This window comes from Xylanibacter muris, from assembly GCF_013166605.1.
In the GTDB taxonomy this organism is placed as follows: Bacteria; Bacteroidota; Bacteroidia; order Bacteroidales; family Bacteroidaceae; genus Prevotella; species Prevotella muris.
On sequence record NZ_JABKKF010000001.1, the window covers coordinates 93,850 to 111,530 of the forward strand.

Below are 17,681 nucleotides of genomic sequence, written 5' to 3' on the forward strand. Positions count from 1 at the left end.
TCTTTGACTAAGACTTTCCCCCAACGATTTTCTTTATATCATTAAGTTTGTTAAGAGCCTCCACCGGAGTAAGGTTGTTTACATCAAGCCCGAGAATCTCATCGCGTATCTGGCACAACACAGGGTCGTCAAGCTGGAAAAAGCTCAGCTGCATGCCTTCGCGGCTCTGGGCAATGGAAGAAATGGAACGTGCCGCCCCACCCTGCAGCTTTCCGTCGGCATCCATACCACCCAAACCGCCGACAGCGGCATTATCCGCCTCGAGCTGCTTCAGAATGACCTCGGCACGCTTTACTATACTGCGCGGCATTCCCGCTATTTCAGCCACATGTATACCAAAAGAATGCTCGCTTCCTCCCGGCCTCAACTTTCGCAGGAATATCACCTTGCCCTCATGTTCCTTTACGCTAACGTTATAGTTCTTTATACGCGCAAAATTACGCTCCATCTCGTTAAGCTCATGATAATGTGTAGCGAAAAGCGTGCGCGCCTTAGCCTTGGGATGCTCGTGGAGATACTCCACTATAGCCCACGCGATGGATATTCCGTCGTATGTACTCGTGCCACGTCCTAATTCATCGAACAGCACAAGAGACTTTGAAGATACATTGTTAAGTATATTCGACGCCTCGGTCATCTCCACCATAAACGTCGATTCGCCAAGGGAAATATTGTCGCTCGCACCAACACGGGTGAATATCTTGTCGACCATACCTATACGGGCGCGTTCGGCCGGCACAAAACAGCCAATCTGGGCCATCAGGACAATCAACGCCGTCTGACGGAGCAGAGCTGACTTTCCGGCCATGTTAGGACCGGTGATTATTATTATCTGCTGTTTCTCAGAATCAAGCTCTATATCGTTAGGCACAAAAGTCTCACCCAAAGGCAACTGTGTCTCGATCACCGGATGCCGGCCCTGACGTATGTCAAGAATATCCGACGAATCTATCTCCGGGCGTATATATTTATGCTCCTCCGCAGTTTTAGCAAACGACAGAAGACAGTCTGTTTGGGCTATGACACCGGCATTTATCTGTATCTGAGGGATAAACTCCTGCATTGACAGAACAAGCTCGTTGAAAAGCCTTGTCTCAAGCGAAAGAATCCTGTCTTCCGCCCCAAGAATCTTCTCCTCATATTCTTTCAGTTCCTGAGTGATATATCTTTCCGCATTGGCAAGAGTCTGCTTCCTTACCCACGTGTCAGGAACCTTATCCTTGTATGTATTACGCACTTCAAGATAATATCCGAACACATTGTTATATCCTATCTTCAGACTTGCAATGCCGGTCTCCTCCGTCTCACGTTCCTGTATCTTCATAAGATAGTCCTTGCCGCTATAGGCAATACTGCGCAATTCGTCAAGCTCGTCACTGACACCGCTGCGGATAACGCCACCGCGGTTTATCAGCTGCGGCGGATCGCTTTCCACCTCACGCTCTATCCTCTCACGCAACGATTCGCAAAGGTTCAGCCTCTCTCCCACTCTCTTCAATGCCTCATTGTCGGCATAAAGACATGCCGTCTTTATGGGCTGGATGGCCTGAAGGGCCGTCTTCAACTGGACGACCTCACGCGGAGACACCCTGCCTACGGCAACCTTGGATACGATACGCTCCAAATCACCTATACGGTGCAGTTCCCTGTCGATAAGCTCACGGAAATCCGGCTTCCTGAAAAAATACTCCACGACATCGAGACGCTCCTGTATGGGTTTCTCATCCTTCAACGGGAAAACAAGCCAGCGGCGCAACATACGGCCTCCCATAGGGGATACTGTACGGTCTATCACATCCAAAAGAGACGTCCCGTCCTCCTGCATGGGCTGGATAAGCTCAAGGCTACGGATAGTAAATTTATCCATGCGCACATACTTATCCTCCTCTATACGCGCAAGAGATGTAATATGTCCTATCTGGGTATGCTGCGTCATTTCAAGATACTGCAGTATGGCACCGGCAGCCACCACCCCACTCTTCAAATGATCTACACCAAATCCCTTGAGACTCTTCACACCAAAATGTTTCAAAAGCTTTTGCCTTGCACTCTGGTCGGTAAACACCCAGTCATCAAGCTCAAATGTATAATACCTGTTTCCAAAACAACGCTCAAAATCGGCTTTCCTTCCTTTTACATAAAGCACTTCCTTGGGCTGGATATTTCCAAGAAGCTTCTCAACATAGTCCGCTGTGCCCTCACCGGTAAGAAATTCACCTGTGGAGATATCAAGGAAAGCAACTCCGCATGAACTTTTCCCGAAATCTACAGCGGCAAGAAAGTTATTCTCCTTATAATTAAGCACGTTGTCATTCATGGCGACACCGGGAGTGACAAGTTCGGTGATACCGCGCTTAACAAGCTTCCTTGTCAGCTTCGGGTCTTCAAGCTGGTCGCAAATGGCAACGCGATAACCAGCCCTTACAAGTTTCGGAAGATACGTATCAAGGGCATGATGTGGAAATCCCGCCATCTCCGAGCCTTTTACATTGGCTCCGTTGTTACGTCTGGTAAGGGTAATACCAAGAACTTTCGACGCTGTAACGGAATCCTCGCAATATGTTTCGTAAAAGTCTCCGCAACGAAACAGCAGTACAGCATCAGGGTGCTTTGCCTTAAGCTCAAAGAACTGTTTCATCATCGGGGTAAGACCGTCTTTTTCTTTCTTAGCCATGTACCTCTGATTATAAATATTCCATATTTAAAGCAATGCCTGTATCTCAGCATCAAGGTCTTTTATCTGTAAAGAACGCTTTACAAGATTATTGCCACGGTCGATTATGAAAAACTCCGGTATATTACTGATATTATACACTCTTAACCTTGACGACTGCGCTCCGTCTGCATCACGTACGCTTATCCATGGCAATGCGGATGTCTGCTGTTTCCAGAAGTGCTCGTCAGGATCTAAAGACACCTGATAAAACTCCAATCCACGGTCATGATATTTATTATAAAGCTCACGCAGCATGAGTATACGCTTGGGTGACTCCTTCATGGCAAACAGATGGAAATCAAGCAAGACAACCTTTCCCTTAAGCTCTGTAAGCGATCGAATGTTTCCTTTATTGTCAGGAAGCTGTATGTCTATAAGTCCTGTGGTGGTAACCTTCGCAGGATCTATGGTATTGGAGTTTTGCGAAGAAATGATTCTCTCGTTCTTCAATGCCTCTACCGCAATATTATGCAGGTTGCCAGTACGGAGAGCGTCGGGATAATATGTATCCCAGCAGGTTGCCACTGCGGCAAACACACGTGTGTCGTTCACATCGGCCTGAGGATTAAATATCAGATAGTTTCCAAGAGTCTGGAACAGGGCAAAATAAGATGACGCTGCCTTCGGGTCTTTGAAAATATATTCCGACTTAACAATATTCTTATATTCATACAGCATTTTCTCAAGACTGTCTATTCTTTGCCCACGGCTGAGACCTGTGTTATACTCTAATCCTAACGCACGGTTCTGAAGAGCTATTTGCATCTGCGTCAATTCCTTTATACGCAAACATTCTGACGAACCTTCAATCTCATATCCGGTAGGCATCGTATTATATTCCGCCTTTACCTTTATTGTTTCAGTAGAGTCTACAGACACATTGATTATCTGACCGGCTATTCTCAACCGATAAAAATCAGGAGCTTCCGGTCTTTTGTCCTCAAAAGCAAAAGAGCCGTCCGCATCAAGCTTTACAGAATCAACCGTAACAGGCCCTTGAAGACCCATATTCTCAAAATACAGCACAGAATCCTTTGCACCGGTGATATTTCCTTCCACACGAAACTTCTCTTCTCCGCAGGAAAAGAATGAAAACACAGCCAAAACCATGGCTGCCTTTGATAAAAGATGTCTCATCATTTTTCAAATTTTAGGATGCAAAAATACTGCTTTTTTTTGTCTTTTCAATATATTTTAATGTGAAAGATGTTTTTTACAGATAAAAGCTTTGCCGTTATTGTATTTTTTACTATCTTTGCACCGTTCAGTGGAATGAGGGACTTCGCGAAAGTCCCTCATTTTATTTTAATAACCCCAATAACGCGTATGATAGATAAAAACGTTGTTAAAGAATTAGTAGAAGAGTGGCTGAAGGAAAATGACTATTTCCTTGTGGATGTGATTTTCGCTCCAGGCGACCGCATTATCGTAGAAATAGATCATGCTGACGGTGTATGGATTGAAGACTGCGCGGAACTTAGCCGTTTTATACAAGAACGCCTCGGTGAGGAAGTGGACAACTATGAAATGGAAGTCGGCTCCGCAGGAATAGGACAACCGTTCAAAGTCGTACAGCAATACATCAACTATATCGGAAAAGATGTTGAAGTGATGGATGCGGAAGGCAAAAAGACTCACGGCATACTCAAAGAAGTAAACGAGCCTGAATTTACTGTCACCACAAAGGAAAAACAGCATATCGAAGGCAAGAAAAGACCACAGATAGTGGAAGTAGACAAGACATTTAACATGAATAATATTAAATATACAAAATACTTACTAAGTTTCAAGTAAAGCTATGGCAGCAAAGAAAGAAGAGATAGGTCCAAGCATGATAGAGACCTTTCAGGAATTCAAAGAGACCAAAAATATTGACCGCACCACATTGGTAAGCGTGTTGGAAGAGAGTTTCCGTAACGTTATAGCCAAAATATTCGGCAGCGATGAAAATTTTGATGTCATTGTAAATCCGGACAAAGGCGACTTCGAAATACACCGCAACCGTATTGTAGTGGCTGACGGTGATGTACAGGACGAGAACAAAGAAATATCTCTCACCGATGCACAGAAGATTGAATCTGACTATGAAATAGGAGAAGAGGTGAGCGAGGAGGTCAACTTCAGCAAATTCGGTCGCCGCGCAATCCTTAACTTACGCCAGACATTGGCCTCAAAGATTCTGGAATTGGAACATGACTCTTTGTATAACAAATATAAGGAAAAGGTCGGAACTATTGTAAGCGGTGAGGTTTACCAAATGTGGAAACGAGAAGTCCTTGTCATAGACGATGAAGGTAATGAACTGCACCTTCCGAAAAGCGAACAGATTCCGTCCGATGTTTACCGTAAGGGAGAAACAGTAAGGGCTATAATCGCACGTGTAGACAACGAGAATAACAATCCGCGTATTATCCTTAGCCGTACAAGCCCTCTGTTCCTCGAACGTCTGCTCGAGGCCGAGGTTCCCGAAATAAACGACGGACTTATCACTATACGCCGCATCGCACGTATGCCGGGAGAAAGAGCCAAAGTCGCTGTCGAAAGCTACGATGAGCGTATAGATCCGGTAGGGGCATGTGTCGGTGTGAAAGGAAGCCGCGTACACGGTATCGTGCACGAACTATGCAACGAAAACATAGATGTCATCAACTATTCAAGCAACGTACAGTTGTTTATCCAACGAGCATTAAGCCCGGCACAAGTGTCAAGCATCACTGTAGACGAAGAGAATCACAAGGCTGAGGTATATCTAAAACCGGAAGAAGTGTCATTGGCCATCGGACGAGGCGGAATGAACATTAAGCTCGCATCAATGCTTACAGAATACACCATTGACGTATTCCGAGAAGTCAATGCAGAAGAAGCGGACGAGGAGGACATATATCTCGATGAGTTCTCTGATGAGATAGATCAATGGGTCATTGACTCCATTAAAGCTATCGGTCTCGACACAGCAAAAGCAGTTATTAACGCTCCGCGTGAGATGCTTATCGAAAAGGCAGACCTCGAAGAAGAGACTGTGGACAACCTTCTGAAAGTGCTGAAAGCAGAGTTTGAAGGATAAAAACATTTTAAAGAAAGGAAGAAATCAATCGTATGAGCATCAGATTAAATAAAGTATTACCAGAATTAAACATAGGACTTCAAACGGCAGTTGATTTCCTAAAGACAAAAAAGGAATTGGGCGAGATAAGAGACGACGCCAACCTTAGTACCAAGATTTCCGACGAGCAATATCATGCTTTGGTGAAGGAATTTAAAGGTGATAAGGACATAAAGAACGAGGCGGAGAAAATCTTTGCCAAAAAAGCCAAAGACAAAAAGGCCGAAAAAAAATCTACAAAAGCCGAAGATTTGCTGGGACAACGCCAGCAATTCAAGCCTGTAGGAAAAATCGACCTCAACAGTCTTGGCAAAAAGCCGGAACAGGCATCATCCACACCGTCTGTTGCTACTGAGAACAAACAAGCAAAGGCTGCTGCCGAAAGCCTTGCAAAAGAGAATAAAGCTGAAAATAAAGAAGAGGCTGCAAGCAAATATGAAAGCAGAAACACATCTGCACAGAAAAGCGAAAAGGGACAAACAGCCAATGCTAAAGCCGAAGACAACAAGAAGCAACAGAAACCGGAACAGGAGATAAAAACCCTTAATACAGAACAGCCGAAACAAACACCAAACGAGAAAAAAGAAACAGACACTGTTGCAACGGAACAACCGATGAAACAGGAAGCAAAGGAGTCTCAGGCTGAGACAAAGATATTCACCTTAAAAAGTGAAACGAAACTGGCTCCAAAAGTAAACGTATTGGGAAAAATCGACCTCGATGCCATAAACCAAAGCACGCGTCCGAAGAAGAAAACTAAGGAAGAACGCAGAAAAGAGCGTGAGGATAAACAGGCACAACAGCAAGGCGAACGCAAAAAAAGAGTACGTATAAATAAAGAACGCGTAGACATTGAAGCCGCCGCTCAACAGCAAAGTAACAACAAGAAGAGCAAGAATCGTGGCAGTAACGCAGGAAACAATAACAACAACTCCAATAACCGTCCCGGAAATGACAACAAGCAGGGTGGGGGAAAGCACAACCGCAAAAACCGCAACCAGCCCAAACCTATAGAGGTTAATGAAGAGGATGTTGCCCGTCAAGTAAAGGAAACATTGGCACGGCTTACAAACAAGAGTATAAACAAGAAAGGAGCGAAGTATCGTCGTGAAAAGCGTGAGGCTGTTCAAGAACGCCTGAACGAGGAACTGCGCGAGGAACAGGCAGAAAGCAAGATACTCAAAATCACAGAGTTTGTTACAGTAAGCGAACTGGCAACCATGATGAACGCTCCTGTAAACAAAGTCATCGGTACCTGCATGAGCCTCGGTATAATGGTTTCCATCAACCAGCGTCTTGATGCGGAAACAATCAATATCGTTGCAGACGAGTTCGGATTCAAGACCGAATATGTAAGTGCGGAAGTAAGCGAGGCTATAAGTGTTGAGGAGGACGATGAGAACGATCTGCTGCCACGTGCACCGATTGTTACCGTAATGGGACATGTTGACCATGGAAAGACATCCTTACTTGACCATATACGAAACACCAACGTGATAGCAGGAGAGGCCGGAGGCATCACACAGCATATAGGTGCCTACAATGTGACATTGAGCGACGGACGCAAGATTACATTCCTTGACACACCGGGTCATGAAGCCTTCACTGCCATGCGAGCACGCGGTGCACAGGTGACGGACATCGCTATCATCATCATTGCGGCAGACGACAGCGTAATGCCGACAACCAAGGAGGCCATCGCCCATGCACAGGCAGCCAACGTCCCAATGGTCTTTGCAATCAATAAAATAGACAAGCCGGGAGCAAATCCTGATAAGATACGCGAAGACCTTGCAAACATGAATCTTCTTGTAGAAGAGTGGGGCGGTAAGTACCAGTGTCAGGAGATATCGGCAAAGAAAGGAATAGGGGTTGACGAACTGCTCGACAAAGTACTCCTTGAGGCAGAAATGCTTGACCTTAAAGCAAATCCTAACCGACGCGCTACCGGTTCCGTAATAGAATCATCATTAGATAAAGGCCGCGGATACGTATCTACCGTACTTGTATCCAACGGTACGATTAAAGTCGGTGATGTAGTGTTGGCCGGCACAAGCCATGGACGTATCAAGGCAATGTTCAACGAACGTAACCAACGTATGGAAAAGGCAGGCCCTGCAGAGCCCGCAATCATTCTTGGCCTCAACGGTGCTCCTACAGCCGGTGACCAATTCCATGTGATGGAAACAGAGCAAGAAGCAAAGGAAATCGCCAACAAACGTGAACAACTGCAACGTGAACAAGGTTTGAGAACACAAACCCGAATAACCCTCTCAGACATCAGCCACCGTATTGCACTCGGCTCATTCAAGGAGTTGAACCTTATAGTAAAGGGAGATACGGACGGCTCCGTAGAAGCATTAAGCGACTCCTTCATAAAGATGTCAACGGAAAAGATTCAGGTAAACGTGATACACAAGGCCGTAGGACAAATATCAGAAAACGACGTACAACTTGCCGGAGCATCAGATGCGGTGATAGTAGGCTTCCAGGTACGTCCTTCATCAGCCGCACGCAAACTGGCGGATAAAGAGGGAGTGGAAATCAACACCTATTCCATCATCTACGATGCTATTGAGGATATACGGTCAACAATGGAAGGTATGCTCGACAAGGTGAAGAAAGAGATTGTTACCGGACAGGTTGAGGTACGCGAGGTTTACAGAATATCAAAAGTAGGTACCGTTGCAGGAGCATACGTAACGGAAGGCAAGGTTCACCGTTCAGACAAAGCCCGCCTCGTACGCGACGGTATTGTAATCCACACCGGTGAGATAAATGCACTGAAACGTTACAAAGATGACGTCAAAGAGGTTGCCACCAACTTCGAATGCGGTATAAGCCTTGTTAATTTCAACGATATACTGCAAGGTGACATCATAGAGACATTCACCGAAATTGAAGTCCAGCAGAAGTTATAAAAAACCTCATATACAAGATAAAAGCCTCATAGCCGTTATTTAACAATGGTTATGGGGCTTTTACTTTCTCTCTGCGACACCACTCTCTTAAATAAAGAAAAATGCTTGTATGCCATTTCTTTTTTTAGTAACTTTGCAATCTATATAACCTGCCGTACCCAAGACGATGAGTCTGAAACGGTAAACAAAAATACAATGGAGAATAAGGAGAACAATAAAAACGAGTTTGTTAAAAAAGTTGCGGAACAAAAATATGAATTCGGTTTCACAACAGATGTACATACCGAAATTATAGACAAAGGCCTCAATGAAGATGTGATAAGACTCATATCATCAAAAAAGGGTGAGCCAGAATGGATGCTTGAGTTCAGATTGAAAGCATTCAGATACTGGCAAACACAAGAGCAACCGACATGGGCACACGTACATCTTCCCGAAATAGACTATCAGGACATATCATACTATGCCGACCCAATGGCACAGAAAAACAATCGGAACGAAAAAAAAGAAATTGATCCCGAACTCATGAAAACATTCGACAAGCTTGGTATCCCCCTTGAAGAACGCCTTGCACTGAGCGGTGTGGCCGTTGATGCAATAATGGACTCTGTATCGGTAAAGACAACATTCAAGGAGAAACTTGCCGAAAAAGGTATCATATTCTGCTCCATCGGGGAAGCCATAAGAGATTACCCAGACCTTGTAAGACAATACCTCGGAACAGTTGTACCCTATCGCGACAACTTTTATGCAGCACTAAACAGTGCTGTATTCAGCGACGGTTCATTCGTATATATTCCCAAAGGCATACGCTGCCCAATGGAACTAAGTTCATATTTCCGTATAAACGCAAGAAATACCGGACAGTTTGAACGCACGCTCATCGTAGCAGACGAAGATTCTTATGTATCATATCTTGAAGGATGTACGGCTCCTATGCGTGACGAAAACCAGCTTCACGCAGCAATAGTCGAGATTATTGTAAATGATAATGCAGAAGTAAAGTATTCAACAGTACAGAACTGGTATCCCGGTGATGAAAACGGAAAGGGCGGAGTGCTCAACCTTGTAACAAAACGCGGAGAACTTAGAGGAATAAACAGCAAACTTTCATGGACACAGGTCGAAACCGGAAGTGCCATCACCTGGAAATATCCGTCATGCATATTACGGGGCGACAATTCACAGGCTGAATTCTACAGTGTGGCAGTGACAAACAACTACCAGGAGGCAGACACAGGCACAAAAATGATACATATAGGCAAAAACACAAAAAGTACAATCATTTCAAAAGGAATATCGGCAGGACACAGCCAAAACTCATACAGAGGACTTGTCAGAGCAACATCCAACGCTGACAATGCCAGAAACTACTCGTCATGCGACAGTCTGCTGCTTGGCAGTGAATGCGGTGCACACACGTTTCCATATATGGACATACACAACGATACTGCCATCATAGAACACGAAGCAACAACAAGCAAAATAAGCGAAGACCAGCTGTTTTATTGTAACCAGCGCGGAATACCCACCGAACAGGCCATAGGACTTATAGTAAACGGATATGCAAAAGAAGTGCTCAACAAACTTCCAATGGAGTTTGCCGTAGAAGCCCAAAAACTTCTATCCGTATCACTTGAAGGTACCGTAGGATAAACATCGCAAAAAGAACAGAACATGTCCGACAAACAAGTATATTGATAATACGACATGAAACGGACAACCACTGAAAATATAAATAATAAAGACTATGTTGGAAATAAAAGACTTACACGCAAAAATAGGTGATAAAGAAATATTGAAAGGCATCAACCTCACAATAAACGAGGGTGAGACTCATGCCATAATGGGACCTAACGGCTCAGGTAAATCCACTCTCAGCGCAGTACTCGTAGGAAACCCTCTTTATGAGGTAACGGCGGGAGAGGCCTTATTCCACGGAAAGAACCTTCTTGAAATGAATCCCGAAGACCGTGCACACGAGGGACTGTTCCTGTCTTTCCAATATCCGGTGGAAATTCCCGGTGTATCCATGACAAACTTCATGCGGGCAGCAATAAATGAAAAACGTAAATATGAAGGCAAGGAACCCCTGAACGCCGCGGACTTCTTAAAACTTATGCGCGAGAAACGAAAGATCGTGGAACTCGACAGCAAACTGTCAAACCGCTCCGTAAACGAAGGATTCAGCGGAGGAGAAAAAAAACGCAACGAGATTTTCCAAATGGCAATGCTCGAGCCGAAACTTGCCATACTTGACGAAACAGACTCCGGTCTCGATGTTGATGCGCTGAGAACTGTAGCCGAAGGCGTGAACAAGCTTAAGACTCCGGAAACAAGCTGTATCGTGATAACACACTATGAACGCTTGCTGGAAATAATAAAGCCGGACGTTATCCATGTGCTATACAAGGGACGAATAGTAAAGACCGCCGGGCCGGAATTGGCAAAAGAGATTGAGAAACGTGGGTATGATTGGATAAAAGCCGAACTCGGAGAATAAATATGCACAGCGAAAAACAATACATCGAACTGTATGAGGAATGCAGAGGAATGATAAAAAAACACAGCTCAGAGGTAATGAATACCCTCAGAGACCGTGCCTTTGATGATTTCCGGCGAATGGGATTCCCGTCGAAAAAGACAGAAAGATATAAATACACCGATATAGACAAACTCTTTGAGCCAAACTACGGCTTGAACCTCAAGCGTCTGGATATCCCCGTAAATCCATACGAAGCGTTCCGTTGCGATGTTCCCAACCTCAGCACATCACTATATTTTGTGGTAAATGACGCGTTCTATACAAAAGCTACTCCAAAGACACATCTGCCCGAAGGCGTTATTATCGGATCACTGAAAACAGAGGCAGAAAAAAATCCTGAACTCATTGCAAAATACTACGGCAAGCTGGCCAGGACCGAAGAAGATGCCATCACAGCCTTGAATACAATGCTTGCACAAGACGGCCTGTTGGTATATGTACCAAAAAATGTGATTGTAGACCGTGCCGTACAGGTAATAAACATTCTGCGCTCTGACGTAGACTTGATGGCAAACAGGCGTGTACTCATAATTGTTGAAGACGGTGCGGAAATAAAACTGCTGTTCTGCGACCATGCAGCCGATGACCGCAACTTCCTTACAACCCAGGTTATCGAAGCATACGTCGGAAACAATGCCGGATTAGAACTTTACTGCCTGGAAGAGACACACGCCAAGAATGTAAGGGTCAGTAACCTGTTTATAAGCCAAGAGTCCGACAGCCGCGTAAACCACAATGTAATAACCCTTCACAACGGTGTCACAAGAAACCGTACCGATCTCGTTTTCAACGGTGAGGGAGGGGAGTGCAGTCTGTGCGGATGTGTCATTGCCGACAAGAACCAACATGTGGACAACAATACACTCATCGATCACAAAGTCGGTCACTGCAACAGCCACGAATTATACAAATACGTTCTCGATGACAAGTCAACAGGTGCTTTTGCCGGCCGCATACTTGTACGTAAAGATGCGCAAAAAACCACATCATACGAAACAAACCAGAATATATGCGTAACGAAAGAAGCACGCATGTATACCCAGCCTATGCTTGAAATATATGCAGATGACGTGAAGTGTGCCCATGGCTCTACCGTCGGACAACTGAACGATGCCGCATTGTTTTACATGCGCCAAAGAGGCATCTCGGACAAAGAGGCGAAACTCCTTCTTGAATCAGCATTCATCAATGAGGTCATAGACCGCATGCAGCTCGAACCTCTGCGCGACCGTCTACACCACCTTGTGGAAAAACGGTTCCGCGGAGAACTAAGCAAGTGCGAAGGATGCAAGCTCTGCAAATAAAAGTACAAACAAGGAACACAGCACACTATATGTATGACATTTCCAAGATAAGAAAAGACTTTCCTATACTGTCAAGAAGTGTATACGGCAAGCCACTGGTGTATCTCGACAATGCTGCCACGACACAGAAACCCCTGTGCGTTCTTGATGCCATGCGCGATGAATATCTTAATGTGAATGCCAATGTACACCGCGGAGTACACTATCTCTCACAACAGGCAACCGACCTTCACGAGGCTGCACGCGAGACTGTAAGAAGGTTCATAAACGCACCGTCTGCAAACGAGATAGTATTCACACGCGGCACAACAGAAAGCATAAACCTTGTAGCCTCATCGTTCTGTGACGCATTCATGCAAAAAGGCGATGAAGTGATTGTATCCGTAATGGAACACCACTCAAACATTGTGCCATGGCAGATGCAGGCAACAAAAAAAGGCATAGTTGTGAAAGTCATTCCAATGGACGAAAAAGGCAATCTGATACTTGAAGAGGCAGAAAAACTTTTCACCGGACATACAAAACTTGTTAGCGTGGCTCATGTAAGCAATGTTCTCGGGACTGTAAACCCTATAAAACAGATTACCGCAATGGCACATGCACATAATGTGCCGGTACTCGTAGACGGGGCACAAAGCGCGCCTCATTTCAAAATTGACGTGCAGGACCTCGGATGCGATTTCTTTGTTTTCAGCGGACATAAGATGTACGGACCAACGGGAATAGGCGTGCTCTACGGAAAGGAGGAACTGCTCGACAAAATGCCTCCGTATCAGGGTGGGGGAGAAATGATCGAGAACGTGACATTCGAAAAGACAACATTCGGGAAACTGCCGTTTAAGTTTGAGGCCGGCACACCGGATTATATTGCCACACACGGACTATCAAAGGCAATAGAGTACATTGAGCAGATAGGTATCGACAATATATCCGCCCATGAGCGCATGCTGACAGAATACTGCATGCAACAGATGAAAACCATCGAAGATATGCGTCTGTTCGGAGAATCAGAACATAAAGACGCTGTAGTGTCATTCCTTGTAGGCAATATCCATCATCTTGACATGGGCACTCTTCTTGACCGACTTGGAATCGCTGTTCGCACTGGCCATCACTGTGCCGAACCACTTATGCACCGACTTGGAATACAAGGCACCGTGAGAGCCTCATTCGCATTATACAACACAAAAGAGGAAATTGACGCACTTGTGGCCGGAATAAAGCGCGTCTGCACCATGTTTTGACCCCATCACCCCATTATAATACTTTATGCTTGCACAAAACTATTACACAGGCCTTATAGAAGCCGGATGCGATGAAGCCGGCAGAGGATGCCTTGCCGGAGCTGTGTATGCCGCAGCCGTCATACTGCCGGAAGACTATCACAACAGTATGCTTAACGATTCCAAACAGCTAACATCCAAACGGAGATATGCCTTAAGGGAGGAAATCGAAAAAGACGCTGTGGCATGGGCCGTAGGAACAGTATCACCTGAGGAAATTGACGGCATAAACATTCTCAACGCGAGCATACTCGCAATGCACCGCGCACTCGACAGCCTTAAGATACGCCCGGAAGCAATAATAATAGACGGAAACAGATTCAAGCAATACCGTAACCTTCCACACACCACAATAGTGAAAGGCGACGGTAAATACCTTTCCATAGCAGCGGCAAGCATACTCGCAAAAACTTACCGTGACGATTACATGGACAAGATTGCGCAGGAATATCCCCAATACGACTGGACAAGCAACAAAGGATACCCTACAAAGAAACACAGGACTGCAATAAGGGAATTTGGAATAACACCGTATCACCGTAAAACATTCAATCTTTTAGGTGACGGACAATTGTGGCTGGATTTCTGATTTCACTTTCTCATCTGCAATGCCTTGTTCTCTGCCGCTTCCATAATTTCACGCTCTCCGGGACCCTTGTCGTCAATACCGCAAAGATGCAGAATACCATGAATGATAACACGATGAAGCTCGTCATCATAGTCCTTGCCAAACAACAAGGCATTTGAGCGCACCGTGTCAAGACTTATCACAATGTCACCGTTTATACGGCTTCCGTCATCATAGTCGAAAGTTATAATGTCAGTGTAGTAGTCATGGCCGAGATATTCTTTGTTTATCTCAAGTATTTTCTCGTCATTTACAAACATGTAGCCAATCTCACCCACCTTGCGCCCATACGACTCTGTCACAGACTTTATCCACGCTGTTGTATCACGCTTCCTTATGGCAGGCATCTTCACGCCATCTGAATTATATGTTATCATTGATATATATCTTTATTTATCTTAAATACATCCTGCATAAACCCCACCCATGTCAATGAGGCAAAAACATATCAACATCCTTGCCAAAATGAATGAGCTCTCTCACCATGCTCGAAGAAACACTTTCAAACTCAGGTTCCGAATAAAGCAACAAGGTTTCTATACCCCCTATACGCCTGTTAATATCAGCCTGTTCACGCTCATATTCAAAATCTTTTATGCTTCTCACACCTTTGATTATGAACTGCGCACCTTCACGATGTGCAAAATCTACGGTAAGGTCGCTGTATTGTCTTACCTCTATTCTTGATTCAGCCACATACACATTCTTTATGGCGGCAATCCTGTCCTGAAGGCTTTGCATATACTGCTTACGCTCATTCACCCCCACGCCTATCACTATTCTGTCGAACAACGGCAAGGCGCGTCTCACTATCGCATCATGCCCGATAGTGAACGGATCGAAACTTCCTACAAACACCCCTGTCCTCATTTTTTCCATTTATATCTACAAATTATATCAAATACCACTATATTGTCAGGCATCAAAAAGTCCAGGCTCCATTATATTACCTGAATATGGATTACGTCCGAAATGACGGTAAGCCATTTCCGTAACCATACGTCCACGCGGTGTCCGCTTTATAAACCCCTCCATTATAAGATATGGCTCATATACCTCCTCCACTGTTCCAGAGTCCTCTCCTATCGCAGTCGCAATGGTTGACACTCCCACTGGACCGCCCTTGAACTTGTCGATTATTGTAAGTAATATCTTGTTGTCTATCTCATCAAGTCCGAACTGGTCTATGTTCAATGCCGTAAGGGCAAACTCCGTGATGGCCTTATCTATACGGCCTGTACCTTTTACCTGTGCAAAATCTCTCACACGCCTCAACAGCGCATTTGCGATACGTGGCGTTCCGCGACTGCGACGTGCTATCTCTATTGCCGCATCATCATCAACAGGAACTTTTAAAATACCGGCCGACCGCTTTATTATCCGTTGCAATATTTCGGGTTCATAGTATTCCAGATGAAGGTTTATTCCGAAACGCGCCCTGAGCGGTGCTGTAAGCAATCCGCTGCGTGTCGTTGCTCCAACGAGAGTAAACGGGTTGAGGTCTATCTGTATCGACCGTGCCGACGGCCCCTTGTCTATCATTATGTCTATACGATAATCTTCCATGGCGGAGTAAAGATATTCCTCCACAACCGGAGAAAGACGATGAATCTCGTCAATGAACAGCACATCGTTCTTTTCAAGTGAAGTCAGTATCCCCGCAAGGTCGCCAGGTTTGTCCAGCACAGGACCACTGGTTATCTTGAATCCCACCCCCAACTCATTGGCTATTATGTTGCTGAGAGTGGTCTTTCCAAGTCCGGGAGGGCCATGAAGCAAAGTATGGTCAAGCGGCTCACCGCGATATTTGGCTGCCTCAACAAACACTTCAAGGTTTTCAACCACCTTGGGCTGTCCGCTGAAATCAGAAAACCTCAAAGGCCTAAGCGCGTTCTCAAACTCTTTTTCAGCCGATGATATTCTTTCTTGACGTATATCGAAATCTTCATTCATATTGTTTTACTATATAAAAAAGCCTGCTCATCCGGCATAAAAAACACCGTGAATTGCTTGTTATGGGCAAAGACAGTACGAACCCAACGCAATGAAACTTGTTCTAAATTTCTGAGGTGCCGTCTATCTTTAGTGCAAAGATAATAATTTAAAACGAGAAAGAAAGCAAAACAGAATGCGAAACCGTTGCCATAAATAAAACCTTATCATAAACTATAATGCACATTCTTCAGTCTTTCCCTTGTTTCCTCCATTATTCCTACAAGCTCATCAACGGTACTTGCCCTCAACATTGCTATACGAGTCTGACGGAAGTCCGGAATGCCCTTAAACACCGGACTGGCGGCAAGATGACGGCGGGTATGCAGTATGCCACGATATTCATCAATACGCTCCACGTTTATTCTCAGCTGCTCCTCGAGAATGTCTATTTTATCATCTATTGTTAACGGCAGTTCCTCAACTCCATCAAGCCTTTCTCTCATCTCCTTAAATATCCATGGACGTCCGAAAGTAGCTCTTCCAACCATCACCGCGTCGACACCATACTCGCTAAAGGCCCTTTCCGCCTCCTCTGCCGATGTAATGTCGCCATTGCCTATAATGGGAATACGTATACGCGGATTTCTCTTCACCTCTCCTATCAGCGTCCAGTCGGATTCACCTGTATACATCTGCGCCCGCGTGCGGCCGTGTATCGTGAGCGCCTGTATGCCACAGTCCTGCAATTGCTCTGCAAGCGTTGTGATAACAAGATTCTCACTATTCCATCCGAGACGGGTCTTAACCGTCACCGGAACATCAACCGCCTTCACCACCTCACGAGTTATCTCAAGCATCAAAGGTATGTTCTGCAGCATTCCCGCACCTGCACCTTTTCCTGCAACTTTCTTCACCGGACAGCCAAAGTTCAGGTCTATCAAATCAGGACGGGCCTGTTCTACTATACGTGCAGCCTCAACCATAGAGGCCGTATCACGTCCGTAAATCTGTATGCCGACAGGACGTTCCTCATCACTTATGACAAGTTTATCCACTGTAGACCTTATCGAACGCACAAGCGCCTCTGCGCTTACAAATTCAGTATACACCATTGAGGCTCCGAATCTCTTGCATAAAAGACGGAAACCTATGTCGGTGACATCTTCCATAGGTGCAAGAAAAACCGGCCTTTGGCCGAATTCTATATTTCCAATTTTCATTATCAAGTGTTTTTATTATCCCTTGT

14 protein-coding genes are annotated in these 17,681 nt (G+C 45.1%); 8 read left to right on the forward strand and 6 right to left on the reverse strand.

Annotated elements, in window-relative coordinates; translation table 11 throughout:
• Window positions 1–7: 7 nt before the first annotated feature.
• On the reverse strand, window positions 8–2,674 hold the full coding sequence (mutS, locus tag HPS56_RS00300; RefSeq protein ID WP_172272060.1) for a DNA mismatch repair protein MutS: 2,667 nt from the start codon (window positions 2,672–2,674) through the stop codon (window positions 8–10).
• Between the two features lie 27 nt (window positions 2,675–2,701).
• Window positions 2,702–3,853 carry a TlpA disulfide reductase family protein gene (locus tag HPS56_RS00305; RefSeq protein WP_253952343.1) on the reverse strand — a complete coding sequence of 384 codons (1,152 nt, stop codon included), beginning with the start codon at window positions 3,851–3,853 and terminating at the stop codon, window positions 2,702–2,704.
• Between the two features lie 189 nt (window positions 3,854–4,042).
• Here HPS56_RS00305 and rimP point away from each other — a divergent pair, with 189 nt between their 5' ends.
• From rimP to rnhB, 8 genes are all read left to right on the forward strand, one after another.
• The gene (gene rimP / locus HPS56_RS00310; RefSeq protein WP_172272066.1) at window positions 4,043–4,510 is read left to right on the forward strand and encodes a ribosome assembly cofactor RimP; all 468 of its coding nucleotides are present in this window, start codon (window positions 4,043–4,045) and stop codon (window positions 4,508–4,510) included.
• Between the two features lie 4 nt (window positions 4,511–4,514).
• Window positions 4,515–5,780, forward strand: a complete 1,266-nt coding sequence (gene nusA, locus HPS56_RS00315; RefSeq protein WP_172272069.1) for a transcription termination factor NusA — start codon at window positions 4,515–4,517, stop codon at window positions 5,778–5,780.
• 32 nt (window positions 5,781–5,812) lie between these two features.
• Entirely contained in the window at window positions 5,813–8,740 is a 2,928-nt protein-coding gene (gene infB / locus HPS56_RS00320; protein ID WP_172272072.1) for a translation initiation factor IF-2, read from the forward strand.
• 195 nt (window positions 8,741–8,935) lie between these two features.
• Complete coding sequence (gene sufB, locus HPS56_RS00325) at window positions 8,936–10,396, forward strand: Fe-S cluster assembly protein SufB (protein ID WP_172272075.1); 1,461 nt, start codon at window positions 8,936–8,938, stop codon at window positions 10,394–10,396.
• Between the two features lie 94 nt (window positions 10,397–10,490).
• Window positions 10,491–11,243, forward strand: a complete 753-nt coding sequence (gene sufC, locus HPS56_RS00330) for a Fe-S cluster assembly ATPase SufC (protein ID WP_172272078.1) — start codon at window positions 10,491–10,493, stop codon at window positions 11,241–11,243.
• 2 nt (window positions 11,244–11,245) lie between these two features.
• Window positions 11,246–12,589, forward strand: coding sequence for a Fe-S cluster assembly protein SufD (gene sufD, locus HPS56_RS00335; protein ID WP_172272081.1), 1,344 nt, complete (start codon window positions 11,246–11,248; stop codon window positions 12,587–12,589).
• 29 nt (window positions 12,590–12,618) lie between these two features.
• On the forward strand, window positions 12,619–13,833 hold the full coding sequence (locus tag HPS56_RS00340) for an aminotransferase class V-fold PLP-dependent enzyme (RefSeq protein ID WP_172272084.1): 1,215 nt from the start codon (window positions 12,619–12,621) through the stop codon (window positions 13,831–13,833).
• A 25-nt stretch (window positions 13,834–13,858) separates the two neighbouring features.
• Window positions 13,859–14,461, forward strand: a complete 603-nt coding sequence (gene rnhB, locus HPS56_RS00345) for a ribonuclease HII (RefSeq protein ID WP_172272087.1) — start codon at window positions 13,859–13,861, stop codon at window positions 14,459–14,461.
• Between the two features lie 2 nt (window positions 14,462–14,463).
• On the opposite strand, the gene ybeY is transcribed toward rnhB, so the two are convergent.
• From ybeY to dusB, 4 genes are all read right to left on the reverse strand, one after another.
• Entirely contained in the window at window positions 14,464–14,877 is a 414-nt protein-coding gene (gene ybeY, locus HPS56_RS00350; RefSeq protein WP_172272108.1) for an rRNA maturation RNase YbeY, read from the reverse strand.
• 52 nt (window positions 14,878–14,929) lie between these two features.
• Entirely contained in the window at window positions 14,930–15,370 is a 441-nt protein-coding gene (gene coaD / locus HPS56_RS00355; RefSeq protein ID WP_172273074.1) for a pantetheine-phosphate adenylyltransferase, read from the reverse strand.
• A 45-nt stretch (window positions 15,371–15,415) separates the two neighbouring features.
• A complete protein-coding gene (gene ruvB, locus HPS56_RS00360; RefSeq protein WP_172272111.1) occupies window positions 15,416–16,453 on the reverse strand; it encodes a Holliday junction branch migration DNA helicase RuvB in 1,038 nt (345 codons plus the stop codon).
• Between the two features lie 206 nt (window positions 16,454–16,659).
• Window positions 16,660–17,655: a tRNA dihydrouridine synthase DusB gene (gene dusB, locus HPS56_RS00365; protein WP_172272114.1), complete on the reverse strand. Its 996-nt coding sequence runs from the start codon at window positions 17,653–17,655 to the stop codon at window positions 16,660–16,662.
• Window positions 17,656–17,681 lie beyond the last annotated feature (26 nt).

Coding starts and splice junctions, on each gene's coding strand:
- HPS56_RS00340 (WP_172272084.1), top strand. CDS start 12,619: ATGTATGACATTTCCAAGATAAGAAAAGACTTTCCTATACTGTCAAGA.
- ybeY (WP_172272108.1), bottom strand. CDS start 14,877: ATGATAACATATAATTCAGATGGCGTGAAGATGCCTGCCATAAGGAAG.
- coaD (WP_172273074.1), bottom strand. CDS start 15,370: ATGAGGACAGGGGTGTTTGTAGGAAGTTTCGATCCGTTCACTATCGGG.
- nusA (WP_172272069.1), top strand. CDS start 4,515: ATGGCAGCAAAGAAAGAAGAGATAGGTCCAAGCATGATAGAGACCTTT.
- sufD (WP_172272081.1), top strand. CDS start 11,246: ATGCACAGCGAAAAACAATACATCGAACTGTATGAGGAATGCAGAGGA.
- sufC (WP_172272078.1), top strand. CDS start 10,491: ATGTTGGAAATAAAAGACTTACACGCAAAAATAGGTGATAAAGAAATA.
- rnhB (WP_172272087.1), top strand. CDS start 13,859: ATGCTTGCACAAAACTATTACACAGGCCTTATAGAAGCCGGATGCGAT.
- dusB (WP_172272114.1), bottom strand. CDS start 17,655: ATGAAAATTGGAAATATAGAATTCGGCCAAAGGCCGGTTTTTCTTGCA.
- ruvB (WP_172272111.1), bottom strand. CDS start 16,453: ATGAATGAAGATTTCGATATACGTCAAGAAAGAATATCATCGGCTGAA.
- infB (WP_172272072.1), top strand. CDS start 5,813: ATGAGCATCAGATTAAATAAAGTATTACCAGAATTAAACATAGGACTT.
- rimP (WP_172272066.1), top strand. CDS start 4,043: ATGATAGATAAAAACGTTGTTAAAGAATTAGTAGAAGAGTGGCTGAAG.
- sufB (WP_172272075.1), top strand. CDS start 8,936: ATGGAGAATAAGGAGAACAATAAAAACGAGTTTGTTAAAAAAGTTGCG.
- mutS (WP_172272060.1), bottom strand. CDS start 2,674: ATGGCTAAGAAAGAAAAAGACGGTCTTACCCCGATGATGAAACAGTTC.
- HPS56_RS00305 (WP_253952343.1), bottom strand. CDS start 3,853: ATGAGACATCTTTTATCAAAGGCAGCCATGGTTTTGGCTGTGTTTTCA.